Raw genomic sequence first — 21,058 nt, forward strand, 5'->3', positions numbered from 1 at the left:
GGGATTAAACTTACCACACCTTATCCAAAAGCATGAAGTACAAGCGCATTCTCCTGAAACTCAGTGGTGAAGCCCTACAGGGCAGCTCTAAAAGCACTAATATTGATCCGGCAGTGCTGGAGCAGTATTGTGAAGAAATAAAGGCTGTTCGTGATCAGGGAGTAGAAATTGCCATTGTGATTGGAGGAGGCAATATTTTCAGGGGTGGACAGGCAGAAGCATTGGGGATAGAACGTGTGCAGGGTGACTATATGGGTATGCTCGCCACGGTGATTAATGCTATGGCATTACAGAGTGCGCTGGAAAAACATGGCGTTTACACACGATTAATGGCCGGTATAAAAATGGAACAAGTTTGCGAGCCTTTTATCCGCAGACGTGCCATCCGTCACCTGGAGAAAGGTAGGATCGTAATTTTTGGTGCCGGCATAGGTAATCCTTATTTCACAACAGACTCAACCGCCAGTTTGCGCGCTATTGAAGTGCAGGCTGATGTGGTATTAAAAGGCACGCGCGTTGATGGTGTGTATACAAAAGATCCCGAGAAACATCCGGATGCGGTTCGCTACAGTACGCTTTCTTTCCAGGAGGCTTATGAAAAGAACCTCAACATTATGGATATGACAGCTTTTACTTTGTGTATGGAAAATAACTTACCCATTATTGTTTTCGATATGAACAAGAAAGGGAATTTGTTGCGTGTTGCAAAAGGAGAGGAAGCGGGAACATTAATCAGTTAATTTTTACAGATAACAATAAAGATCAATTCATGGAAGAGCTTGAATTATTATTGGACGAAGCAAAAGACTTGATGAATAAAGCTTATGCACACGTTGGTGGTGAACTTACTAAAATCCGTGCAGGCAAAGCTAATCCTAATATGCTGGATAGCGTTCAGGTTTCTTATTATGGTTCCATGTCGCCTCTTAATCAGGTAGCCTCAGTAACCGCACCGGAAGCACGCACACTGTTTATTAAGCCTTGGGAAAAAAGCTTGATTCATGAAATCGAACGTGCTATTACTAATGCTAACCTCGGCTTGAATCCGCAGAATGACGGACAGCAGGTGATCATTAACATTCCTATGCTGACAGAGGAGAGAAGAAAACAATTGGTGAAGCAGGCAAGTCAGGAATGCGAGCACGGTAAAGTCAGCGTGCGTTCAGTGCGTAAAGAAATTAATGAAATGATCGACAAACTGAAAGGTGTTTCAGAAGATGATCAAATTGCATCTAAAGAAAAAGTACAGAAATTCACAGACGAATTCATTTCTAAAATCGAAGCCTTGATGAAAAAGAAAGAGGGCGAGATTATGACGGTCTAGTTTTAGTGAACTACCAACAAATGGACAATTGACTGCAATAGGTTGGTTGTCCATTTTTTTTACATCACAACAATCTCTACATCATTCAACTAGCATTTTTTCCTTTAACCACTCCATAGCAGAATCGATGCTTCTAAAAAGTTTAATCTCCACATTGTTGGTTTTTACAACTTTCAGGTATTGATTAATGGCAAACACTGAAAAAACATCGCTTGATATAACCAAGGCTGAACGTTTTCCTCCGTGTTTTTCAAAATTCAACGCCACCTCTTTACTCATGAAGTCATTTAACTTTGTAAATGTTCCTATCATCTCTGTGGCATCATGCAGTACAAAATAGCATGGATGAGTTTGTAGGAAGCTCATTGTTTTTTTGAAAGCCTCAATGCCAAGTTCAAAATTTACGATACCAGTCCACTTGTAGGTGAGTAGCTTCAAATCAGGGGTGTATGTTACCGTTACGAATTTGTTGGCGATGAGAGTATCCATGTTCGATAGAGATTAGCCATCTCAAAAATAAGACGAGCTAACACCGAACTCAATTGTAATACATCCAAACAATATCGTTAAAGGGTTATTTAAGACATGGTCTTAAATCTTAGCTGCTTATATTTGAACATAACTAAAACCAAAGAACCAAGTAGTTGCATGGGCAGCATTGGTTTAATTGCATAAACAACTCACAAGCTCCGAAATCCGTAAAAGATATAATGACCACAGACATCATTGAAATAAATGACTTTATTGTTTTAATTGAGCAATCGAATGCTTCAACAGTACTTATACAAAAGTGCGAAATTGATGCTGATGTTGTTGGCTTTGCTTTTTATGGATCAGGAAATGTGGAGTTAGAAATAAAGCACAATAGCCAAACCAAGTATGTAACTAACACTACAGGAATGGCTATTTCCTTTTTTGGAAATCAAAAAGTAGAATTCTCGCATAAGATAGCTCCCGATAAGCCATTACAGTCGATTAGTATTTTTACCAGAATTAGAAACCTACACGCCTTACCGCAGGCCGAACAACAGATTTTTCGCGAACAACTCCCTCAACTACTGCATCCAGAAGAAAATTTTGTAAAAGGTCCTTCGCTGTATATGAATTTGGAAATGCAGAACGCAGTGCAGAAAATTTTTAACACTACTTATACAGGTAATACACGATTGTTATTTTTGAAAAGTCAGGTGAATGAATTGTTGGCACATTTTTTTGCTCTATTGTCAACAGAAAATAATCGTACCGTCAGCGACAAGGACAAACTCTTTCAGGCTAAGGAAATCATCAGCAATAATATGGCTAAACCACCTTCGCTAACAGAAATATCTAAAACGATTGGCCTTAACAGTAATAAACTGAAGCGAAACTTCAAGGAGCTATTTGGTGTGCCCGTTTTCAAATTCCTTCAGGAAGAAAGACTTAAGAAAGCTTATGAGTTACTCACCAATAGCGATTTAGGTGTTCAGGAAACAGCCTGGTATGTCGGCTATGAAAGTATAAGTTCTTTCTCCAACGCTTTTCAAAAGAAATTTGGAATGCGACCCAATGAATTGAAGCAACAATTCTTTTCGAACAAATCTTAATTCTTTCAAAACAAATGCATTAGTAAATACAAGTACAGCTTTGTATCAGGTATTCTACTAAAAAGCATTTGTATGATAGAAAAGAAAATTTTAGTTCTTGGCGGAACAGGAAAAACCGGTCGCAGAGTTGTAGACCGATTAAAGCAATCGAGAGTTAGTCATGTTCGTATTGGTTCACGCACGGCACAGCCTTCCTTCGATTGGGAAGACGCAACAACTTGGAATGAGGCAGTCAACGGCATTGACACCGTATACATCACATTTCAACCTGACCTGGCTATTCCAGCAGCACCTTCCATTATTAAAAACTTTACCGAATTAGCTTCAAAAAATGGAGTAAAGAAAATGGTATTACTTTCTGGCCGGGGAGAACAGGAGGCACAGTTATGTGAAGAGATTGTAAAACAAAATGCTATAAACTGGACAATTGTAAGGGCCAGTTGGTTTAACCAGAACTTTAGCGAAAGTATTTTCTTAGACCCTATTCTGGCTGGACATGTAGCATTGCCTCGCGCAGAAGCATTAGAGCCTTTTACTGATGCAGATGATATTGCGGATGTGGTGGTGAAGTGTTTGCTGAATGATGAACATAATAAACAAACCTACGAACTAACCGGACCTCGTCTGATGACTTTTAAGGAAGTCATTTCGGAAATAGCAAAAGCTACAGAGAGAGACATCACATTTCAGGCGCTTTCATTGGATGAATACACGCAAATGCTTCGCCAATATCATGTACCGGAAGATCATATTTGGTTGGCGAATTATCTTTTTACTGAAGTATTGGATGGAAGAAACGCTAGTGTAAAAAATGATATCGAAAAGGTGTTGGGCAGAAAGGCAAAAGACTTTTCAGAATATGTTAAAGCCAATGTTGAGGTTGGTGTTTGGAATGCTGCAACTTTAAAAACGGTTGAATAGCATGAATTATCTCAGGGCAATTCGATCAGGATTTATCGTTTGGGTATTGTTGATCATTACGTTCGCAACTTTAGGCAGCATTCCTGGTATTAAGGATCCAATGCTACAACAAACAATAGTGGTGGCTTTTCTTATAATTGGTTACTCCATACTAGGAGCAACTTTATATTATAAAAAGGATAAAAATCAGCATGGGCTAAAACTCGGACTTGTCATTTCCGCCACCGCTCTTGTACTCGATGTACTTATAACAGTTCCCTTTTTTGAAATACCAGCGGGAAGAAGCTACCTGAGCTTTTTTACGAGCCCTTTGCTTTGGATGTTAGTTTTCATAAATACGATGACAGTATATATTTATTGGGTGCTAAGCGTGAGAAGGCAATTTAAATAGCTGACATACTAAAGTATGCCTTATGTATTAGTAACCAGTGATAATTTTATTACAAGTATATATTTTTCAGTTGTCCTTGTTTGCAAAGAGGACAACTGAAAATGCATTTATGATATTTCAATGTTGTAGTCAATCATCGCTAATTTTTTTATGCTCATAAGACCTTGTACAGTTATTCGATTTGTTGTTTAGCCCAGCTCTTCCGAATTTATAATTCGGAAGCCTTATCAAAGGGTCTGTGACCTAAGTTTTGTACAATGAGTATTTTAGCTTTTTAAAATCTTCTGTGTAATCGCTGCTCTAGTGCACTTTCTTCACAAGCAAGGGCGATAAGGGTTAGAGTTTTCGTAAATTCCTTTTCAGTTCTGGATTCTTTTCAATCCGATCAACCATCAAACTGAATCTGTCATAATCTTTCTTATTCTTTATGACATAATTAATAGAGACTGCTCTTCCTTTATGTTCAAACTCAATTTTATTATTACCACCGTGGTGAATACCAAATAATTCTTTTGACATTCCCAGATACTCATCGACATAGATTATTAAATTGGTCAGTTCAGAAAATGGAATTCTTACATCTCTGACCTCTAAGTATTGTTCAGTAACTACCAACGTAGCTTTCCTTTCTCCATGAGCACTTATGCCCATATATTTATCATCATAAAGCTTAACACCGAGCACAACAATTGAAAAGCCTATGGCAGTTTTAAAACCAATAAAAGGAAATCCAGTGAGGCACAAAATCCAAATAAAACCAATGGAACCAAAAATGCCTAGATTATACAGAAGACGTTTTCGACTCTTCTCTTTTGTCTTTTCAAAAATGCTGGCTCTAAACTCTTCCACGATGTAATTTTTTGATTATGGTTATTTCTCTTCCTTAAAGTTACCCGAAGTAAACTTTGTGAACCCCCAATTGTTAATTGTCCATTGTCAACTCTCAATTAACCTAATGCGCTTCCAGCCAATTCAAGCCCACACCTGCTTCTACTTCCATAGGCACTTCTAATTGTATGGCGTGTTTCATCAGGCGCACTACGTTTTCTTTTACATGGTCTTTTTCTTCTTTGTGCAAGTCAAACACCAATTCATCGTGTACCTGCATAATCATGCGCGAGCGTACCTGCTCTTTCTTCATCCATTGTTGGATGTTGACCATGGCAATTTTAATAATGTCTGCCGCACTGCCTTGTATGGGTGCGTTAATGGCGTTGCGCTCTGCAAAACCCCTGGTGGTTACGTTGCGTGAATTGATGTCGCGGAGGTAGCGTCTTCTTCCTAAAATAGTTTCTACGTATTCTTTTTCGCGTGCTGTATTAATGGATTGGTCCATGTAGCGTTTAATACCCGGGAATTCTTTAAAGTAAGATTCAATGATTTCAGCAGCTTCCGTTCTGGAAATGCCAAGGTTCTGTGATAAACCAAAAGCGGTGCTACCATACAAAATACCAAAGTTTACTTCCTTGGCTTTGCGTCTCATATCGGGTGTTACTTGTTCAAGGGGTACACCAAAGACTTTAGCGGCTGTGGTAGCGTGGATATCGCGTTTGTTTTTGAAAGCTTCAATCATAGTCTCGTCTTTTGCAAACGAGGCGGCTATGCGCAATTCAATTTGCGAGTAGTCGGCCGACATGAATAAAAAGTTTTCATCGCGTGCTACAAAAGCTTTGCGGATGGCCCTGCCTTTTTCAGTACGGATGGGTATGTTCTGTAAGTTGGGATTGTTAGAACTTAATCTACCAGTAGCGGCTACTGCTTGTCTGTAGTCGGTGTGTATTCTGCCATCGCGGGCGGAGATCAATTTTGGCAAAGCATCTACGTAAGTGGAGCGTAGTTTTTCATATTCGCGGTAATCGAGAATTTTTTTGGCTATCGGGTGTTCATCCGCCAATGTAGCCAACACCTCCTCACCAGTAGCATATTGCCCGGTCTTGGTTTTTTTGGCCTTGTCCACCAGCTTCATCTTATCAAAAAGAATTTCACCCAGTTGTTTTGGTGAACCGATGTTGAATTCCGTTCCGGCCAGCTTAAAAATTTCTGATTGCACTACTTCAGAGGCTGCTCGCAATTCTTCCGACATTTTTGCCAACACTGCTGTGTCAACTTTAACACCTTCAAATTCCATATCGGCCAACACACTGAGTAGTGGCATTTCTACATCGCTCATCAAGCGCGCATGGCCGCGTTTTTCTAATTCACGCTGCAGTTTCTGTTTTAGTTGTAGACTGATATCCACACGTTCGCTAATGCGCTCGGTAAAATTGTGTGATTCTTCCAGCAATTGATATTGCAAATGTTGGCCACTGAGTAGGGAAAGGTCATGACCGATTTCAGGCTCTATTAAATAATGGGCAATCATCGGGTCAAATAGTTTGCCTTCTACGGCTAAACCAAATTCTTTTAAAGCGAGTAGCGTAGCTTTGATGTTATAACCGATTTTACCAACAGCTTTATTAGCCAATACTTCAGCAAAAATGTTGAGTAGGGAAGTGTCCGCTTTGGTGAATTGTATGTAATTCACTTCACCCGTCTGCATAGAAAAAACAAGCAGGAATTTTTCGTCAGCTTCTTTACTGAGTTCAAGTGAAAATTCTTTTTGCTTACTAAGTTTATCGGCCAGATTCTGGCATTCATCTTCTCTGGTCAAAGCTTTGTATGTTACTTTACTGGCATCAAAACTTTGTGAGCCAGTATTTGTAGACTGATCACTTGCATTTGCTTCACCACCACCAAACATAGAAAGTTGCGAAGTTTCCGGAGCTTTGATAGCAGCCGGAGCATTACCATCGGTGAAGACACGTGCGGCAAGTGTTTTAAACTCGAGATGATCAAAAATTGGTTTTAGTTTTTCTTTGTCAGGCCCGGTGTAGACAAGGTCTTCTTCATTAAATTCTACCGGTACTTCTGTAAAAATGGTTGCCAGCTTTTTAGAGAGCAACGCTTGTTCTCCGTATTGTTCTACCAATTCTTTTTTCTTGCCTTTTAATTCGTGCGCATTGGCAATAATGTTTTCGATGTTTCCGTATTTCTTAATAAGTTCTGCGGCAGTCTTTGGTCCAAAACCCGGAATGCCTGGAATGTTATCAACACTGTCGCCTTGCAAACCAAGTATCTCAATTACCTGCGATACATTAGCAATATCCCAACGCTCACAGATTTCTTTCTCACCCATGATGTCAACGGCATTGCCCAGAAAGGCCGGTTTGTATAGGAAAACATTTTTATCGACTAACTGCCCATAGTCTTTATCGGGCGTCATCATGTACACTTCAAAACCCTGGGCTGCTGCTTTTTTGGAGATGGTACCAATTACATCATCGGCTTCGTAGCCATCTAACTCCAGAATGGGAATATTAAAGCCGCGTATAATTTCTTTAACAAGGGGTACACCGCTGCGGATATCTTCAGGTGTTTCCTGACGATTGGCTTTATACTCCGTAAAAATTTCATCGCGAAAAGTAGGTGCCGAAGTATCGAAGGCAATACCAATATGCGTTGGTTTTTGCTTAAACAACACTTCCAGTAAAGTATTGGTAAAACCAAAAGGCACAGAGGTGTTAATGCCTTTGGAATTGATGCGTGGTGTTTTAACAAAAGCAAAATGTGCTCTGTAGATCAGGGCGTATGCATCCAGCAGGAATAGTTTCTTTTCGCTCATAACTTGTATGGAAATGGATCAGAAAATTATCACAATTAATTCACAATCCGAACAAACAAGACTTATAGTTTATATTAGCAGCCAGATGAAGCTGGTAAAATTTTACAGGTTGCTGAATACCCTGAGCATAGACGTTATGCTTGGCTCTGTATGTGGTGCGTTAATGTTTGCCAAAATGCTTCAGGTAACATTGCTGCCCTATGGTATTGCAGCGCTGGCGCTCAGTGTTTGGATAATCTATACAGTTGATCATTTACTAGACGCCAGGAATGTAAAAGGTTCAGCTTCTGCTACACGTCACCGGTTTCATCAGCATCACTTTAAAACACTACTGGCTATTTTGCTTGTGGCAATTGCTGTGGTAATTGTTTTATTATTCTTTATTCGTATTCAGGTTTTGCATGGTGGCTTAATACTAATTGGCGCTGTAGCGCTCTACTTGTTATTGCACCGTTACCTGAAAATTCCCAAAGAAATGCTGATTAGTATCTTGTACACTTGTGGCGTATTGCTGCCTTCGTATATGGTAACAAGATTATCGTTTCAGGAAATCCCATATACTATCGTGCTCATGTTTATGCTGAGTGCATTTACTAATTTGTTGGTGTTCTCGTGGTACGATTATGAAAAAGATAAACGAGATGGGTTCAGATCTGTAGCCATCACTTTAGGTAAAAGCCGGACGCAAATTATGGTTTGGCTGGTAGGCTCAATTGCTCTTGTATTGGTCATGCTGGCAACAGACAGGATTGCAGCTATTATAATTTTTTCAGTGATTTTAATTCAACTGGTGTTAATCAGCTTCCCTTCATTTTTTACGCAACAAGAAAGTTATCGCTTACTAGGCGATGCTGCTTTTATGCTTCCACTGCTTTATTTGCTTTTGTAATTTCTTTTTCAACTTGCTGGACCAGCTCAGCTCTTTCTTCCATTAGTGCAATAATTTTTTTCAAATAGCTTATCTCTTTTGTCGCAAGGTTTAATTCATCATCTAGTTTGGTGAGTTGCAAATCTTTTAAAGAATCTTGCTCACCCTCCTGACAATAGTATTGGAAAAAGTTGTGTTCAAGCACCTGAGATATGCGTAGTAACAAACCTGTGTCGAGGTGGCGCTTTTTAAAAATCCTGTAAACGTTTTGGCGCACGGTACCTAATTGTTCAGCAAAATCGGAGAGTTTAGTAGCTTTTTGCTCAAAAACCTGCTGAATGAGTTCGCCAATATGAACTGATTTAGATTGATTAAAGTTAACACTCATGTTACGATTGTAAATTAAAAGGTTACAAATAAACATAAAAAGGTAATAATATGTAAACTTTACGTTTACTTTTTCGTTACAAAACCGATTCAACGGCAGAGAGGTCGCAGGGGCTTTGATATAAGTATTCATTCATGTACAATTCGCTAACCAGGGAAAATCCTTCCCTAAACATTGAAAAGGACAAATCTCTTTTCAACATTTTAAGAGGCTTTGAAGAGTTTATTCTCAATAAAGAGGGACTTATCATTAGTAGTAACCTGGAGGTTGTAAACATAACCGGGTACGAAGAGTGGGAGGTAATTGGTAATCATATAGCGCTTTTTTACAGCTTAGAAGACCGACAGCTAGAAAAACCAGAGGCGGAATTAACCTTGGCAGCAGCGCGTGGTCAGCTGGTGCTGAGCGATTGGCGCGTTAAAAAACGTAATGCCAGGTTTTGGGCAAAAATGAAAATTACCCGTTTGCAAGACGACAACGGTATCCATACTGGCTTTAGAGTAGTATTAAAAGACACTACGCACAAGGCTCTATATAACCACCGCGTTAAAAGAATTAAAGATGAGTACCTGAATCTTTTCAATAATGCCTATACAGGTATTTTTAAATTCAGGATGAAAGATCTCCGCATTTTATTGCTAAACGAAAAGGCAGTAGATATTTTGGGTAGAGATGAGTCGGCTGATATAGGCTTTCAGGATTTGTTTGTAGAAGCTGATCGTTGCGCAGTGCTGTGCCAGACTTTATATGATCAGGAAAAGGTTGAGAATTTTGAATTTGAAATTTCTAATACTGGTCGTGATGAGAAATGGGTAAGCATCAGTTGTCGCTATTTTGCAGAACAGGGTTTTGTAGAAGGTATTCTGATAGACGTGACTGAGAGTAAACGTCAGGTGACTGAATTGCAGAAACTAAACCATGAATTGGATCAATTCATTTACCATGCTTCACACGATTTACGCTCACCATTAACTACCATTCTTGGATTGGTAAACCTGATCCACTTAGATGAGCCATCACCACTCATTAAAAATTACACACAACTCATTAATGAAAGGGTTCATCATCTGGATGGTTTGTTGAAAGATTTGGTGGCTATTACCTATAACAATAAAACAAAGCCATCGGCTGAAAGCATACATATTGAAACCGAGGTTCGCACCTTGCTGAAAGAATTTCATCATCAGTATAATCAGGTGCATCCCTATTTGGAGGTAACGGGTGATGCTGTATTCACTACTGATGTTGTACGCTTCAGAACGATTTTAAGAAATATTATTTCCAATGCACTCAAGTACCATAATCCGCAGGCAAACCCTCCATTTGTAAAAATCAAGATAGCTGCTGATGTACAGAATATGTTATTAACGGTTGAGGACAATGGTTTAGGAATAGATCAAGAATATCTCGATCAGATTTTTGGGATGTTCTTCAGGGCAACAATTCAAGCAAAAGGAACAGGACTTGGGTTGTTCATTACTAAAGCGATGGTAGATAAGTTAGGAGGTAAGATACGGGTGAAGTCGCAAATAAAAATAGGGACAACATTTTACGTGGAGCTCCCTTGTTTGATGTGCTGATTGATTTGAGGATTTGAAAATTTGATGATTTGAAAATGGAGGAGCCTGTCATTGCGAGGAATTAGAAGGTATGTGCGTTGGAATGACGAAGCAATCTGATTTGATGTGCTGATAAGATGATGTGCTGGTGTGATGATTCGTTAATTCGTTGATGGATTTGAGAAGTGGATAAGAACGAGTCACCAATTTTTAATAGTGAATTTAAAATTTGAAATTATAATATGAACGTAGTATTTGATGAGGATTTTGCTAAGGTATGGAGCGATGGCTATTCACCTTGCATTTTTGCTACCATGTATCACATCCCCTCTTTAACACGCTTTAAAGAAATGAGTGAGGCTTACCTTAAATTGGTGAAAAAAATATCGAGCGAGTACCGCGAGGTTTATGGCATTTCTAATCTGTCAGAATCACAGCCTATATCAATTGAAGCACTATATCTCTATTACAATAACTATTTACCCAAACAGTTTCAGAACGGTTTGTTCTATAAAGCTTATGTAAAACCTAAAAACCTTTTCTCACAATTTTCGTTGGAAGAAGTCTTAAAAGGTCTTGATCCCCAAAAAGTAGGTGTATTCAACACCTTTGAAGAGGCATTACAGGCTGTAAATAAAAGAAGATCAGAAAAAAACACCCGTTTCTATGGTGAAACAGTTTTATAGGGATGATTACGTCACCATTGAGTTAGATGACGAGGTTCCCTGTGTTAAGGCTACTGCTCAGGGTCTACCCAAGTTTAGCGAGCATTTTCAACTGGTACAGATAAAAAGACTTGAATTGCTGCATCAGGAAATAAAAAACTTCGATTTACTCCACTTACTAACAGATAGTAGACAAGCTGGCCCGATATTAGATATAGATGTAGAGTTCTTCAAACAAAGTGTACTGCCGGAAATAGAACGCATGGGTGTAAAATTTTGGGCGATTGTATTACCTAAGAGTAAGTTTACCCGCTTTGCTGTGCGCGAAATGATATCGCAATCGGAAGAAATTGAGTTCTCTACTTTTGATGATATGCGTGAGGCACGCACATGGCTGAAGAGCAAATCGGTAATGGCACTTTAATTAGTTTTCAACTCTCTCAATAAAAAAACCTGTACAGTGTGAATTGTACAGGTTTCCTTTTTTATTACCTCTTTCATTCTACTCTCCTTTGGAGAGGACTGTAGGTGAGGCCAGTAATTTCAGATTATTTTCTGCTATAGTTTGGCGCTTCGCGTGTAATGGTTACATCATGCGGATGACTTTCGGTGACACCTGCTGAAGTAATTTTAATAAACTTGGCAAGCTTCAGTTTTTCAATATTCTTGGCACCACAGTAACCCATACCTGCTTTTAATCCACCCACCATCTGATATAAAATTTCAGACGCTTGTCCTTTGTACGCTACACGTCCGGAAATACCTTCAGGTACTAACTTCTTAATATCATCTTCCACATCCTGGAAGTAACGGTCTTTTGATCCATCGTCCATGGCTTCTAAAGAACCCATACCACGGTAGGCCTTAAACTTACGACCTTCAAAAATGATCATCTCGCCCGGGGCTTCTTCTGTACCGGCAAGTAAAGAACCGATCATAATGCTATTGGCACCAGCGGCAATAGCTTTCACTAAATCACCAGAGAAGCGAATACCACCATCGGCAATTACAGGAACATCAGTGCCCTTAAGAGCTTTAGCTGCTTCGTAAACAGCAGACAATTGTGGTAGACCTACACCTGCCACAATACGTGTTGTACAAATACTGCCAGGACCAACGCCTACTTTAACAGCATCGGCACCGGCTTTTACTAAAGCTTTTGCGGCTTCACCTGTAGCAATGTTGCCAACGATAAGATCAAGTTCAGGATATTTTTTCTTTACGCGTTTTGCTGCGTCCATCACACCTTTTGAATGTCCGTGCGCTGTATCAATACTAATGATGTCAACTCCGGAATTCTTAAGTGCGTCAATTCTATCCAACACATCGGCAGTAGCGCCAACGGCAGCCCCTACACGCAAACGACCAAATTTGTCTTTGCAGGCATTGGGTTTATTTTTCTTTTTAAGAATGTCCTTGTAAGTAACGAGGCCCGTTAGCTTACCTTTCTTATTTACAACAGGAAGTTTTTCAATTTTGTATTGCTGAAGAATTACTTCTGCTTTTTCCAGGGTAATGCCTTCAGGAGCGGTGATCAGGTTTTCCTTGGTCATGATTCTCTCCACAGGTATGCTCATGTCCTTTTGAAAACGAAGGTCGCGGTTAGTGATAATGCCTAACAACTTTCCATTTTCATCAATTACAGGAATGCCACCGATTTTATACTCACGCATAATTTTTTCGGCATCGCGTACAGTAGAGTTGATGAGCAACGTAACCGGGTCGAGGATCATACCACTCTGCGAACGTTTTACTTTTCGCACCTGGTCGGCCTGCGCTTCTATACTCATATTTTTATGAATAAAACCCAGCCCACCTTCTAAAGCCATAGCAATGGCCATTTCTGCCTCGGTAACCGTATCCATGGCAGCAGAAACAATAGGAATGTTCAGCTGAATGTTGCGGCTAAGTTTAGTAGTGGTGTCTGTTTCGCGCGGCAGTACTTCGGAGTAGGCCGGAACGAGAAGCACATCATCATATGTGAGGGCTTCGAAGAGAAATTTGGTGCTGTTTAGCGCCATAGCAAATAATATTTACGATCTGTTATTTGCAGGGCAAAAGTAGACTTAATTCTGCAATAAGCCAATGAAGCAACAAATCAATGCTTATTTTTACTCAACTAACCAGGTTTTATGAGAAAAACAGCTTTTTCTATTGCATTCTCTTTAGTTGCATCATTTTTATTTGCACAGGTTCAAACGGGTAAGGCATCTTTTTATGCCGACAGATTTGAGGGTAGGCCGACAGCCAGTGGAGAGAAGTACAAGCATAACAGGCTAACAGCCGCGCACAAAACCCTGCCTTTTGGCACGAAAGTGCGTGTTACAAATACGGCTAATGATAAAAGTGTTGAAGTGGTTATTAACGACAGGGGGCCTTATGTGGATAACCGTATTATTGACCTGTCTAAATCGGCAGCTGAAAAATTGGGTTTTATAAACCAGGGACTTGCTGAAGTTAAAGTGGAGGTAGTTGATGCAGGTGACGGCAAAACAAGTGATACCCCAAGGCCTATTGGCAATGTTGCCGTAGAAGAAAAAGAGTTTTACACTTTTGAAGTTGAGCGAAGCACACCTTCTGGTTTTGGTGTACAAATCGCTACTTATCAGGAGTTAGTTAATTTGATACGACTCACAGATAATTTAAAAAAATCGTATCAGAAAAAAGTGACTGTTCAGGTTAAGGTCCTTAATGGTGTTAAATACTATGGATTAGTATTAGGTCAATTTCCTTCCCGGCCTAAGGCTGAACAATTCAGGGCCAGCGTAAAAGGTAAATTTCCTGATGCGTTTATTGTAGATTTTGGAAGACTGTAATTGATGTGCTGATGAGTTAATTCGTTGATGTGCTGATATGCTGATGAGGGGATGAGTTGATATGCTGATTGATTTGAAAATTTGAAGACCTGCCTACCGCAGGCAGGTTTGAGAATTTGAAACCGGGGTACTGTCATTGCGAGGAAACAGCAGCTTATGCGAGAAGCGTTGACTAAGCAATCTGGGTTGATGTGGTGGTGAGTTGATTCGTTGTTGTGCTGATTGATTTGAAAATTTGATAATATTAAAATCCGTCAGACCGCTGTTTGCTTCCACTTTCAGCGGTCTGACGGAGGGTCTCTTTTAAAAACCTCTACTGTTTTTAAAACGAGTAGTATCCAAACGGATTAGCAGTTATTAGCTGTTCATCTTAACCCATTGTCTTGGCATAAAGAGATGCAGCTTACTCCGATCTTAATCCTTTGATTGGATTATCAACGACAGCCTTCAGCCCATGAATGCCCACCGTGAACAAGGCAATTAATAGCGTTGCAACTCCGGCAACTATGAAGAACCAAACCTCTAAGTTGATTTTATAAACAAAACCATCCAGCCATTCCCTCATCAAAAAGTAAGCAACCGGTGTGGCGATAACGATGGCCAGCAATACTAGCCGGATAAAATTACCAGATAAAATCCCTAATAAGTTAAAAGCAGATGCGCCTAATACTTTGCGTATACTTATTTCCTTGTTGCGTTGCTGAATCATGAATGAGGATAAACCAAACAATCCAAGGCAAGCTAAAACAATTGCGATGCCGGCAAACAAATTCATCATTTGTCCCAGCTGTACTTCGCTTCGATACATCTTTTCATATTCCTGATCTAAAAAACTGTAATCAAAAGGTCTGTGGGGTAATAATTGTTTCCACTTTGTTTGCATAAAGGCAAGTGTACCCTCCATGTCATCACCTTTTACTTTTACTAATAAGCGATTGCCCCATGATGCAGTAAATAATACCAATGGCTGAATACTTGTACGCAACGATTGAAAGTTGAAATCTTTAATAACGCCAACGATAGTTCCAACACTATTCAATTCCATTTCTCTTCCTATGGCATCTTCGGGCGATGTAAACCCCAAGGCTTTTGCAGCACTCTCATTTATTATATAGTAAAACTTATCTTCTTCCGAATTCATTGCCCTTGTTCTATCTACTTGCTCATCAGTAAAATCAGCTCCGGCAAGTAGTTGCAACCCCGTTGTTTTGATATAACCCGCATCTACAGGATTGGCATTAGTAGAAATCACTTCATTCTCGGCCATAGAGGGTAAACGCATACTATAGCCGCTATAAATATTTACAGGACTACTGGAACAACGAGAAGCATGTAAAATGTTCGGGTTGGTTTTGAGTTCGTTTTTTAAGGTTATCATTTGTTGATGTGAAAGATTCCATCCAACTGAAAGCATTACTACATGTTCGCGATCATAACCAAGTTTTTGATTTTGTATAAAATTGAGTTGCCCTTGAATTATACCAGTAGCGATAATGAGGAATAAAGAGATGGCAAATTGAAAAACAGTAAGAGACTGTTGTAATATTTTGGCTGAAGGTGTATTCTTAAAAACCCCCTTTAACACGCGTGCTGGTTGTAATCTGGATAATATAATTGCCGGGTATCCACCTGCAATAAGACTTACTAAAAGCGAGGCGATGAAAATTCCTAAGAGAAAGGTTGGAGTAAAGAGATTGGCAAAATCAAGCTCTTTATTAAGAAGCTCGTTAAAGGTGGGAAGCAGCAAAATGGCTAAGCCCATACTGACTATTACTGCAAGGATGCTTAATACGAATGCCTCACCAATAAATTGCCAGAATAATTGTGAACGCACAGCACCCGATACTTTGCGAATACCTACTTCTCGTGCACGATCAATTGATTTCGCTGTACTTAAATTAATATAAGTAAAACATACAATAACCATAATCAATAAGGCCACTCCACCAAGTGTATACAAATATGTAATGCTGATGCTGCCTGTAAAGTCAGCATAGGGTGAGCGCAGGTGTACATCTGTAAAGGGTTCAAGGTAGAAAAGAATAGAGGCACCACTACCCTTCATTTCATTTTCCATAAAGGGATGTAGTTTTTCTTGCAAAGGACCAAAAGCATGCTGGTTGTTCAGTAGCAGATAGGTTGTGTAATTAGCATTAAAATATGTCTCTTCCTGATTGGCTTTTAGCGAGGAGAATGAGGCGAGGAAATCAAATTTGATTTGTGAAGTGGTGGGGTAATCGCGCATGACTCCGGTTACTTCATAAGGAGTCCCGTTGTTGCCAATCAATAAAGTTTTCCCCACGGCTGGTTCCTTTCCAAAATATCTAAACGCGGTTGAAGCGGTGAGCACAACTTTGTCGGGACCATTCAATGCCGTTGTAGGATTGCCCTCTAGCATATCGAAAGCAAAAGCCTGAAAGAATGACGAATCGGCAAACATGAAATTACTTTCCAATACTGGTTCGTTGTTAAGCTTTACAATCATGTCGGCATCGGTCATCCGAACACCTTTCTCTACCTCAGGAAAAGTACGTGAAAACACAGGTGCTACTTTTGTACTGGTAAATGTGCCCTTTACTTTATCAGTGCTACCTTCGAAACCATACTCCATTATAACACGAGCAATTCTTTCCTTATTGGGCTGAAAAGCATCAAAGCTCATTTCATGATAAATAAATAATGTAATTAACAACGCAGAGGTAATACCTACTGTTAATCCGAATACGTTGATAATTGTGGCAACCTTATTTTTCCAAAGATTGCGTACGGCTAGTTTTAAATTATTTTTGAGCATAACACTATGATAAAATTTTGGGGACTGATCCATTGATCGAATAATACCAGGACGAAAAAGAAATACGATATCAATAATAAAAAGTAAATCGGCTTTTACTTTTCGTCCGTTTTTCAGACGCCTCTCATACACTTCCATTAAATCACCTTCTATGTAGTCTGCCAGTTCGGGCGTGCAGTACCATTGAAAAAAGCGAAGTGCAAACAGGGGTGGTTTAACTTTCATACTAAAGAATAAGCAAGCACCAACTTGTTAAGTTTAGCATCTAATATGACATTGGGAATTGCCTTCCAGAGTTCATCTCTTGTTTCTTTGCTATGTCGCATAGCCTTTTTTCCTAAGGCCGTTATTTCGAAATACCTTCGTGGACGCCCGGCCCTGTCCTCTGTGCTTTCTCCTGAAAATGATTTCAGGTAACCTTTATCTTCAAGTCTTTTCAGGGCAGTATGCAGTGCACCCATGCTTACTGTTCGTGTCAGGCGCGACTCAATTTCATCTTTAATGGCAACGCTGTAAGCCTCTGTATTCAGTATGCAGACAGTCAGTATGACTATCTCTTCAAACTCACCCAGTTGATAATTTTTCATATTATCTAAATGTAGGAATAATAATCATGCCAATCGTTTTTCATTTAAAATTCAGCGTAAAACTAAGCTTCTATTCATTTCAAGTGTTCGCAAGCGAACAAACCAGACCGCCTGCGTTCAATCTGTAAAATGGAAATTTATAAAACGTGTCTAGGATTTTATTTAATTAATCTTACCTCATAGCTGATGATATAAATAGAAGGATATCCGTTAAAAATACTTTGGACTATTGGGTGATTTGAACCTAACTATTGGAATTAACCAATATTTTTGTCCAACATGGTAACTGACGATAAAAGCATAACAGCCCTTCAAAATCGTAATAATGCGGCCTACAACCTGCTTTATACTTTTTACTACCCTGGTATTGAAAAGTTTGTAAAGCAGAATAGTGGCACTCCTGCCGATGCGGAAGATGTATTTCAAGAAACGATTATGGTATTGCTGGAGAAAGTACCAAAGAAGGATTTTGTACTCACGTCCTCTATTAAAACTTATATTACTGCAATAGCACATAATATTTGGTTGAAGCGTTTACGTGATGCCAAACAGATTACACGACTTGAGCTGAATTATGAATTAGAGGATATGACGCTGGCTGAATGGGAGCAGCATGAGGAAAAAATAACGCAACGAAATTTATTGCAGCGTATTTTCGATAAACTAACGCGCCATTGTGTTGTCTTCCTTACTAAAACCTTTCTTAGCGGAGCATCGCGAGAACAACTTATGGAAGAGATGGGTTACAAAAATGCCCACACCTTCGATAATCAAAAATATAAATGTCTGGAGCAGGCAAGAAAAAATAATATTGCTAAGATCGGGTGATTGAGTTATTGAATCTGGTATTAATACCCAGATTTAAATATCAATCATGAGATTAACAGAGAATCAATCTGCTCCCTTATTTAGTGCCACCGATGTTTACGGGCAAGAAGCAAATCTTAATGCCCTTGGGGGTAAAAGCGTTTATCTTGCTTTTGAAAGAAATGCCGGCTGCCCTGTATGCAACTTCAGAACCCACGAGCTTTTAAAACAAGCAGATTTCTTTACAACAAACAATATTACGGTACTCATGATTTATGAATCTTCAGTAGAAGCAATGAAGGATCACCTGGGCGAGAATAGCTATCCTTTTCAATTTATAGCTGACCCGCAAAACAAGTTATACAATCTTTATGGCGTAGAGCGATCCTTTATTAAAGTAATGAGGGGATTGTTTAACGGATTACTTAACAAGGTTACTGAAGGGAATAAGCTCTTTTCAAAACCTATGAAGCAAGATGGACACCTGGACAGAATACCAGCCGAGTTTATTATTGATAAGAATGGTAAGATTAAACTTGCTCACTATGGAAAATTTGTGGGGGATCATGTGCCAATAGAACAACTAATAAAGTTGTTTTAATGACTTTTCACTATTGCTGCATGGTAATTTGTTGAGCGCTTGCCTTACTCTAAAGAGAAGGTTTGTATAATTTTTTCGATGGCCGCTAGATTAATAGCTGACTAACAACACTAATTAATCATCCACACGTTCCATTCAATTACAATTGAAATAATCATGACAAGTGTTACAATTACAGAGAGTGATTTATGTATCCATTCTTGCTGATATTCTTTTATGGTGATAACAGTAAAAGTTAGGGCTAAAAGTGATTGAAGTATTTGTGTTTGAACGTTGAGATTGAGTATGAACAGATTGTACAGCACAGATAAGATGGCTGAGGCAATAAAGAGCGTAAATATTTTTCTATAATTTTTAAGATAAAAACTTTTGAGATTAATTCTCTTTCCTTTTAACCGTATCGGAAATAACATTCTGGCCAGTATAAACAGATTTACCGGATACATCATGATAAAGAGAAAGGTCGGTAGCCGCCAGGGTTGATAATTTTTTAATTCGTAAGTTACCCACCACTCTTGTATGTGCAGCACCAGCACAAATAAAACCCAAAGCATATGTGGCCAGTACAACTTTACCTTTTCACGTTTATGGAATAAATCTGCGATGCCGGTGAGTATTTGTGTAATGCCTAAACCCAGTATAATGGAAATAAGTACAGTTACGTATTCGAAGGCGCTCATCGACTAAGCTATTAAAGATGACTTACTTAATTGAAAGTGACAGGGATTGAAAAAATGCACAAGCAATATGTTTGCTAAGCGCTGTATCTCAATTAATTTGATGAATAGAAAAACTTGTGGTTAGCAAGGCTTTAAAGTCAATGGCTTGATTTTATTCAGCCAGATTATTGATTACAGCTAAAAGCAGTGAAGCGCTAAGTCTTTTTTTATAATCAGGACTAATGTATTCGAAAAGAATTTCGCCTTGTTTATTTAAAACAAAAACAGCGGGAACAGGTAGTACGCCAGTATTATTCTTATCCGAATAGTTGCCAAGCATTTCTTTATATTTTTCAGGAGCTTGAAAAGCCAAACCAAATTGTTGTGCCCCATTTGTATCTGCATCGCTTAATAACTTATAATTAAGTTTATGCTTATCTGCTGAAGCGCTTAATTTTTGAGGAGCATCCGGACTGATGGCAATGATTTGGTACCCTGCTTTTAAAACATCAGTTTCGATAGTTTGCAGCTCGCCTAAATGTATGTTGCAATACGGACACCAGCCACCGCGGTAAAAAATGAGAACAGTTTGTTTTTGAGCCACAAGTTCAGTCAGTGAAACGGACTTACCATCAGTATCTTTCAGCATGATATTGGGCATTTGTTCACCAATAAGCAAGGGTGAAATATCAGTTGCTTCTTTAGGAATATCCTGAGCAATTATTAATGTCATGAATAAAGAAAACACCACTGTTGAAATACTGAATTTCATAATTTATAGTTTAAGTCAGAATAACTGCCTAGCTACAGAAATCATTCATCCTTAAGTGTCGTGAAACCGACATCCGTTTAAGTCTTTGCAAGGCTTGGTATTTGCTTTCTTGAATTCAATACATGACGATTAGCACCTAAGCCTTTCTCACATAAATAGACTTGAGCGCCATTGCACCAAAGCCATCTATCTTACAATCAATGTTGTGGTCTCCGCTGGTGAGCTTTATGTTTTTTACTTTGGTGCCCGCCTTAATGGGTTTAGGCGCGCCCTTCACTGGCAAGTCTTTGATCAGCACAACCGTGTCGCCATCTTGTAACACATTGCCATTGGCATCTTTTACTATTGTTGAATCAACCTCTTCAGCCGCTACAACTGTTTCACTTTCTTCTTCGGGCGTCCATTCGTGGCCACACTCGGGGCACATCATAGACGTTCCGGTGGGGTAACCATAGGGTGACTGGCACTTTGGGCATTGTGTTGATTCAGGCATACATAAATTTTGGGCGAATATACTAAAGTACTTTTCGAAAAAAACTGATTATTGTTAGTCTGCTCGCTGGCAGATGCCTTCATAAAGGAAATGATCAATTTGGAGATAAGGGATTCTTTATTGCACAAGCTTACCCACAGGCATCTTATTTTTTCTATTAAATATTTCT

The 21,058-nt window shown here is 39.2% G+C and carries 22 protein-coding genes; 12 read left to right on the forward strand and 10 right to left on the reverse strand.

Annotated features, from left to right (window positions below):
* Window positions 1-32 precede the first annotated feature (32 nt).
* Together pyrH and frr are read left to right on the forward strand one after the other, a co-directional pair.
* Window positions 33-740 carry a UMP kinase gene (gene pyrH, locus SanaruYs_RS07605; RefSeq protein ID WP_127121918.1) on the forward strand — a complete coding sequence of 236 codons (708 nt, stop codon included), beginning with the start codon at window positions 33-35 and terminating at the stop codon, window positions 738-740.
* 29 nt (window positions 741-769) lie between these two features.
* On the forward strand, window positions 770-1,324 hold the full coding sequence (frr, locus tag SanaruYs_RS07610; protein WP_127121919.1) for a ribosome recycling factor: 555 nt from the start codon (window positions 770-772) through the stop codon (window positions 1,322-1,324).
* Window positions 1,325-1,405: 81 nt separating this feature from the next.
* Here frr and SanaruYs_RS07615 read toward each other — a convergent pair whose 3' ends face one another.
* On the reverse strand, window positions 1,406-1,813 hold the full coding sequence (locus SanaruYs_RS07615; RefSeq protein WP_127121920.1) for a hypothetical protein: 408 nt from the start codon (window positions 1,811-1,813) through the stop codon (window positions 1,406-1,408).
* 221 nt (window positions 1,814-2,034) lie between these two features.
* Here SanaruYs_RS07615 and SanaruYs_RS07620 point away from each other — a divergent pair, with 221 nt between their 5' ends.
* The 3 genes from SanaruYs_RS07620 to SanaruYs_RS07630 all read left to right on the forward strand — a co-directional run bounded on the left by SanaruYs_RS07620 (window position 2,035) and on the right by SanaruYs_RS07630 (window position 4,219).
* Window positions 2,035-2,907: a helix-turn-helix domain-containing protein gene (locus SanaruYs_RS07620; RefSeq protein ID WP_127121921.1), complete on the forward strand. Its 873-nt coding sequence runs from the start codon at window positions 2,035-2,037 to the stop codon at window positions 2,905-2,907.
* A gap of 72 nt (window positions 2,908-2,979) precedes the next feature.
* On the forward strand, window positions 2,980-3,828 hold the full coding sequence (locus tag SanaruYs_RS07625; RefSeq protein ID WP_127121922.1) for an NAD(P)H-binding protein: 849 nt from the start codon (window positions 2,980-2,982) through the stop codon (window positions 3,826-3,828).
* 1 nt (window position 3,829) lies between these two features.
* A complete protein-coding gene (locus tag SanaruYs_RS07630) occupies window positions 3,830-4,219 on the forward strand; it encodes a DUF5367 family protein (RefSeq protein ID WP_127121923.1) in 390 nt (129 codons plus the stop codon).
* A 336-nt stretch (window positions 4,220-4,555) separates the two neighbouring features.
* Here the strand turns inward: SanaruYs_RS07630 and SanaruYs_RS07635 are convergent, their stop codons facing one another.
* Both SanaruYs_RS07635 and polA read right to left on the reverse strand, forming a co-directional pair.
* Window positions 4,556-5,068: a hypothetical protein gene (locus SanaruYs_RS07635; protein ID WP_127121924.1), complete on the reverse strand. Its 513-nt coding sequence runs from the start codon at window positions 5,066-5,068 to the stop codon at window positions 4,556-4,558.
* Between the two features lie 103 nt (window positions 5,069-5,171).
* Complete coding sequence (gene polA, locus SanaruYs_RS07640) at window positions 5,172-7,880, reverse strand: DNA polymerase I (RefSeq protein ID WP_127121925.1); 2,709 nt, start codon at window positions 7,878-7,880, stop codon at window positions 5,172-5,174.
* 13 nt (window positions 7,881-7,893) lie between these two features.
* Here polA and SanaruYs_RS07645 point away from each other — a divergent pair, with 13 nt between their 5' ends.
* Complete coding sequence (locus SanaruYs_RS07645) at window positions 7,894-8,769, forward strand: UbiA family prenyltransferase (RefSeq protein WP_127121926.1); 876 nt, start codon at window positions 7,894-7,896, stop codon at window positions 8,767-8,769.
* On the opposite strand, the gene SanaruYs_RS20215 is transcribed toward SanaruYs_RS07645, so the two are convergent.
* Window positions 8,738-9,136: a hypothetical protein gene (locus tag SanaruYs_RS20215; protein WP_174842764.1), complete on the reverse strand. Its 399-nt coding sequence runs from the start codon at window positions 9,134-9,136 to the stop codon at window positions 8,738-8,740. The genes SanaruYs_RS07645 and SanaruYs_RS20215 overlap by 32 nt on opposite strands.
* Window positions 9,137-9,270: 134 nt before the next feature.
* Between SanaruYs_RS20215 and SanaruYs_RS07655 the strand changes: the two genes are divergently transcribed.
* The 3 genes from SanaruYs_RS07655 to SanaruYs_RS07665 all read left to right on the forward strand — a co-directional run bounded on the left by SanaruYs_RS07655 (window position 9,271) and on the right by SanaruYs_RS07665 (window position 11,784).
* Window positions 9,271-10,716, forward strand: coding sequence for a sensor histidine kinase (locus tag SanaruYs_RS07655; RefSeq protein ID WP_127121927.1), 1,446 nt, complete (start codon window positions 9,271-9,273; stop codon window positions 10,714-10,716).
* A 221-nt stretch (window positions 10,717-10,937) separates the two neighbouring features.
* Window positions 10,938-11,381 (forward strand): hypothetical protein, encoded by a 444-nt coding sequence (locus SanaruYs_RS07660; protein ID WP_127121928.1) that lies wholly within the window; start codon window positions 10,938-10,940, stop codon window positions 11,379-11,381.
* Complete coding sequence (locus SanaruYs_RS07665; RefSeq protein WP_127121929.1) at window positions 11,362-11,784, forward strand: hypothetical protein; 423 nt, start codon at window positions 11,362-11,364, stop codon at window positions 11,782-11,784. Before SanaruYs_RS07660 ends, SanaruYs_RS07665 begins: the two co-directional genes overlap by 20 nt.
* 124 nt (window positions 11,785-11,908) lie before the next feature.
* Here SanaruYs_RS07665 and guaB read toward each other — a convergent pair whose 3' ends face one another.
* A complete protein-coding gene (gene guaB / locus SanaruYs_RS07670) occupies window positions 11,909-13,381 on the reverse strand; it encodes an IMP dehydrogenase (protein WP_127121930.1) in 1,473 nt (490 codons plus the stop codon).
* 111 nt (window positions 13,382-13,492) lie between these two features.
* Between guaB and SanaruYs_RS07675 the strand changes: the two genes are divergently transcribed.
* The gene (locus tag SanaruYs_RS07675; RefSeq protein WP_127121931.1) at window positions 13,493-14,176 is read left to right on the forward strand and encodes a septal ring lytic transglycosylase RlpA family protein; all 684 of its coding nucleotides are present in this window, start codon (window positions 13,493-13,495) and stop codon (window positions 14,174-14,176) included.
* A gap of 403 nt (window positions 14,177-14,579) precedes the next feature.
* Here SanaruYs_RS07675 and SanaruYs_RS07680 read toward each other — a convergent pair whose 3' ends face one another.
* Window positions 14,580-17,195: an ABC transporter permease gene (locus SanaruYs_RS07680; protein ID WP_127121932.1), complete on the reverse strand. Its 2,616-nt coding sequence runs from the start codon at window positions 17,193-17,195 to the stop codon at window positions 14,580-14,582.
* Window positions 17,192-17,557, reverse strand: a complete 366-nt coding sequence (locus SanaruYs_RS07685) for a PadR family transcriptional regulator (protein ID WP_127121933.1) — start codon at window positions 17,555-17,557, stop codon at window positions 17,192-17,194. The genes SanaruYs_RS07680 and SanaruYs_RS07685 overlap by 4 nt, the downstream gene beginning before the upstream one ends.
* Before the next feature lie 279 nt (window positions 17,558-17,836).
* On the opposite strand from SanaruYs_RS07685, the gene SanaruYs_RS07690 reads away from it, so the two are divergent.
* Window positions 17,837-18,385, forward strand: coding sequence for an RNA polymerase sigma factor (locus SanaruYs_RS07690; protein ID WP_246011872.1), 549 nt, complete (start codon window positions 17,837-17,839; stop codon window positions 18,383-18,385).
* 46 nt (window positions 18,386-18,431) lie between these two features.
* A complete protein-coding gene (locus tag SanaruYs_RS07695; protein ID WP_127121935.1) occupies window positions 18,432-18,965 on the forward strand; it encodes a redoxin domain-containing protein in 534 nt (177 codons plus the stop codon).
* A gap of 110 nt (window positions 18,966-19,075) precedes the next feature.
* Here SanaruYs_RS07695 and SanaruYs_RS07700 read toward each other — a convergent pair whose 3' ends face one another.
* The 3 genes from SanaruYs_RS07700 to SanaruYs_RS07710 all read right to left on the reverse strand — a co-directional run bounded on the left by SanaruYs_RS07700 (window position 19,076) and on the right by SanaruYs_RS07710 (window position 20,889).
* Window positions 19,076-19,645 carry a hypothetical protein gene (locus SanaruYs_RS07700; protein ID WP_127121936.1) on the reverse strand — a complete coding sequence of 190 codons (570 nt, stop codon included), beginning with the start codon at window positions 19,643-19,645 and terminating at the stop codon, window positions 19,076-19,078.
* A gap of 151 nt (window positions 19,646-19,796) precedes the next feature.
* Window positions 19,797-20,396, reverse strand: coding sequence for a peroxiredoxin-like family protein (locus tag SanaruYs_RS07705; RefSeq protein WP_127121937.1), 600 nt, complete (start codon window positions 20,394-20,396; stop codon window positions 19,797-19,799).
* Window positions 20,397-20,532: 136 nt separating this feature from the next.
* Entirely contained in the window at window positions 20,533-20,889 is a 357-nt protein-coding gene (locus SanaruYs_RS07710) for a zinc ribbon domain-containing protein YjdM (protein WP_127121938.1), read from the reverse strand.
* Window positions 20,890-21,058: the final 169 nt, after the last annotated feature.

This window comes from Chryseotalea sanaruensis, assembly GCF_003990915.1.
Classification (GTDB): Bacteria; Bacteroidota; Bacteroidia; order Cytophagales; family Cyclobacteriaceae; genus Chryseotalea; species Chryseotalea sanaruensis.

Excerpts from the sequence above, each read along its gene's own strand:
- guaB (WP_127121930.1), bottom strand. The coding sequence starts at position 13,381 with ATGGCGCTAAACAGCACCAAATTTCTCTTCGAAGCCCTCACATATGAT.
- SanaruYs_RS07655 (WP_127121927.1), top strand. The coding sequence starts at position 9,271 with ATGTACAATTCGCTAACCAGGGAAAATCCTTCCCTAAACATTGAAAAG.
- SanaruYs_RS07645 (WP_127121926.1), top strand. The coding sequence starts at position 7,894 with ATGGATCAGAAAATTATCACAATTAATTCACAATCCGAACAAACAAGA.
- SanaruYs_RS07710 (WP_127121938.1), bottom strand. The coding sequence starts at position 20,889 with ATGCCTGAATCAACACAATGCCCAAAGTGCCAGTCACCCTATGGTTAC.
- polA (WP_127121925.1), bottom strand. The coding sequence starts at position 7,880 with ATGAGCGAAAAGAAACTATTCCTGCTGGATGCATACGCCCTGATCTAC.
- frr (WP_127121919.1), top strand. The coding sequence starts at position 770 with ATGGAAGAGCTTGAATTATTATTGGACGAAGCAAAAGACTTGATGAAT.
- SanaruYs_RS07675 (WP_127121931.1), top strand. The coding sequence starts at position 13,493 with ATGAGAAAAACAGCTTTTTCTATTGCATTCTCTTTAGTTGCATCATTT.
- SanaruYs_RS07690 (WP_246011872.1), top strand. The coding sequence starts at position 17,837 with ATGGTAACTGACGATAAAAGCATAACAGCCCTTCAAAATCGTAATAAT.
- SanaruYs_RS07660 (WP_127121928.1), top strand. The coding sequence starts at position 10,938 with ATGAACGTAGTATTTGATGAGGATTTTGCTAAGGTATGGAGCGATGGC.
- pyrH (WP_127121918.1), top strand. The coding sequence starts at position 33 with ATGAAGTACAAGCGCATTCTCCTGAAACTCAGTGGTGAAGCCCTACAG.
- SanaruYs_RS07700 (WP_127121936.1), bottom strand. The coding sequence starts at position 19,645 with ATGAGCGCCTTCGAATACGTAACTGTACTTATTTCCATTATACTGGGT.
- SanaruYs_RS07620 (WP_127121921.1), top strand. The coding sequence starts at position 2,035 with ATGACCACAGACATCATTGAAATAAATGACTTTATTGTTTTAATTGAG.
- SanaruYs_RS07695 (WP_127121935.1), top strand. The coding sequence starts at position 18,432 with ATGAGATTAACAGAGAATCAATCTGCTCCCTTATTTAGTGCCACCGAT.
- SanaruYs_RS07625 (WP_127121922.1), top strand. The coding sequence starts at position 2,980 with ATGATAGAAAAGAAAATTTTAGTTCTTGGCGGAACAGGAAAAACCGGT.
- SanaruYs_RS07665 (WP_127121929.1), top strand. The coding sequence starts at position 11,362 with ATGGTGAAACAGTTTTATAGGGATGATTACGTCACCATTGAGTTAGAT.
- SanaruYs_RS20215 (WP_174842764.1), bottom strand. The coding sequence starts at position 9,136 with ATGAGTGTTAACTTTAATCAATCTAAATCAGTTCATATTGGCGAACTC.
- SanaruYs_RS07705 (WP_127121937.1), bottom strand. The coding sequence starts at position 20,396 with ATGAAATTCAGTATTTCAACAGTGGTGTTTTCTTTATTCATGACATTA.
- SanaruYs_RS07630 (WP_127121923.1), top strand. The coding sequence starts at position 3,830 with ATGAATTATCTCAGGGCAATTCGATCAGGATTTATCGTTTGGGTATTG.
- SanaruYs_RS07615 (WP_127121920.1), bottom strand. The coding sequence starts at position 1,813 with ATGGATACTCTCATCGCCAACAAATTCGTAACGGTAACATACACCCCT.
- SanaruYs_RS07685 (WP_127121933.1), bottom strand. The coding sequence starts at position 17,557 with ATGAAAAATTATCAACTGGGTGAGTTTGAAGAGATAGTCATACTGACT.
- SanaruYs_RS07680 (WP_127121932.1), bottom strand. The coding sequence starts at position 17,195 with ATGAAAGTTAAACCACCCCTGTTTGCACTTCGCTTTTTTCAATGGTAC.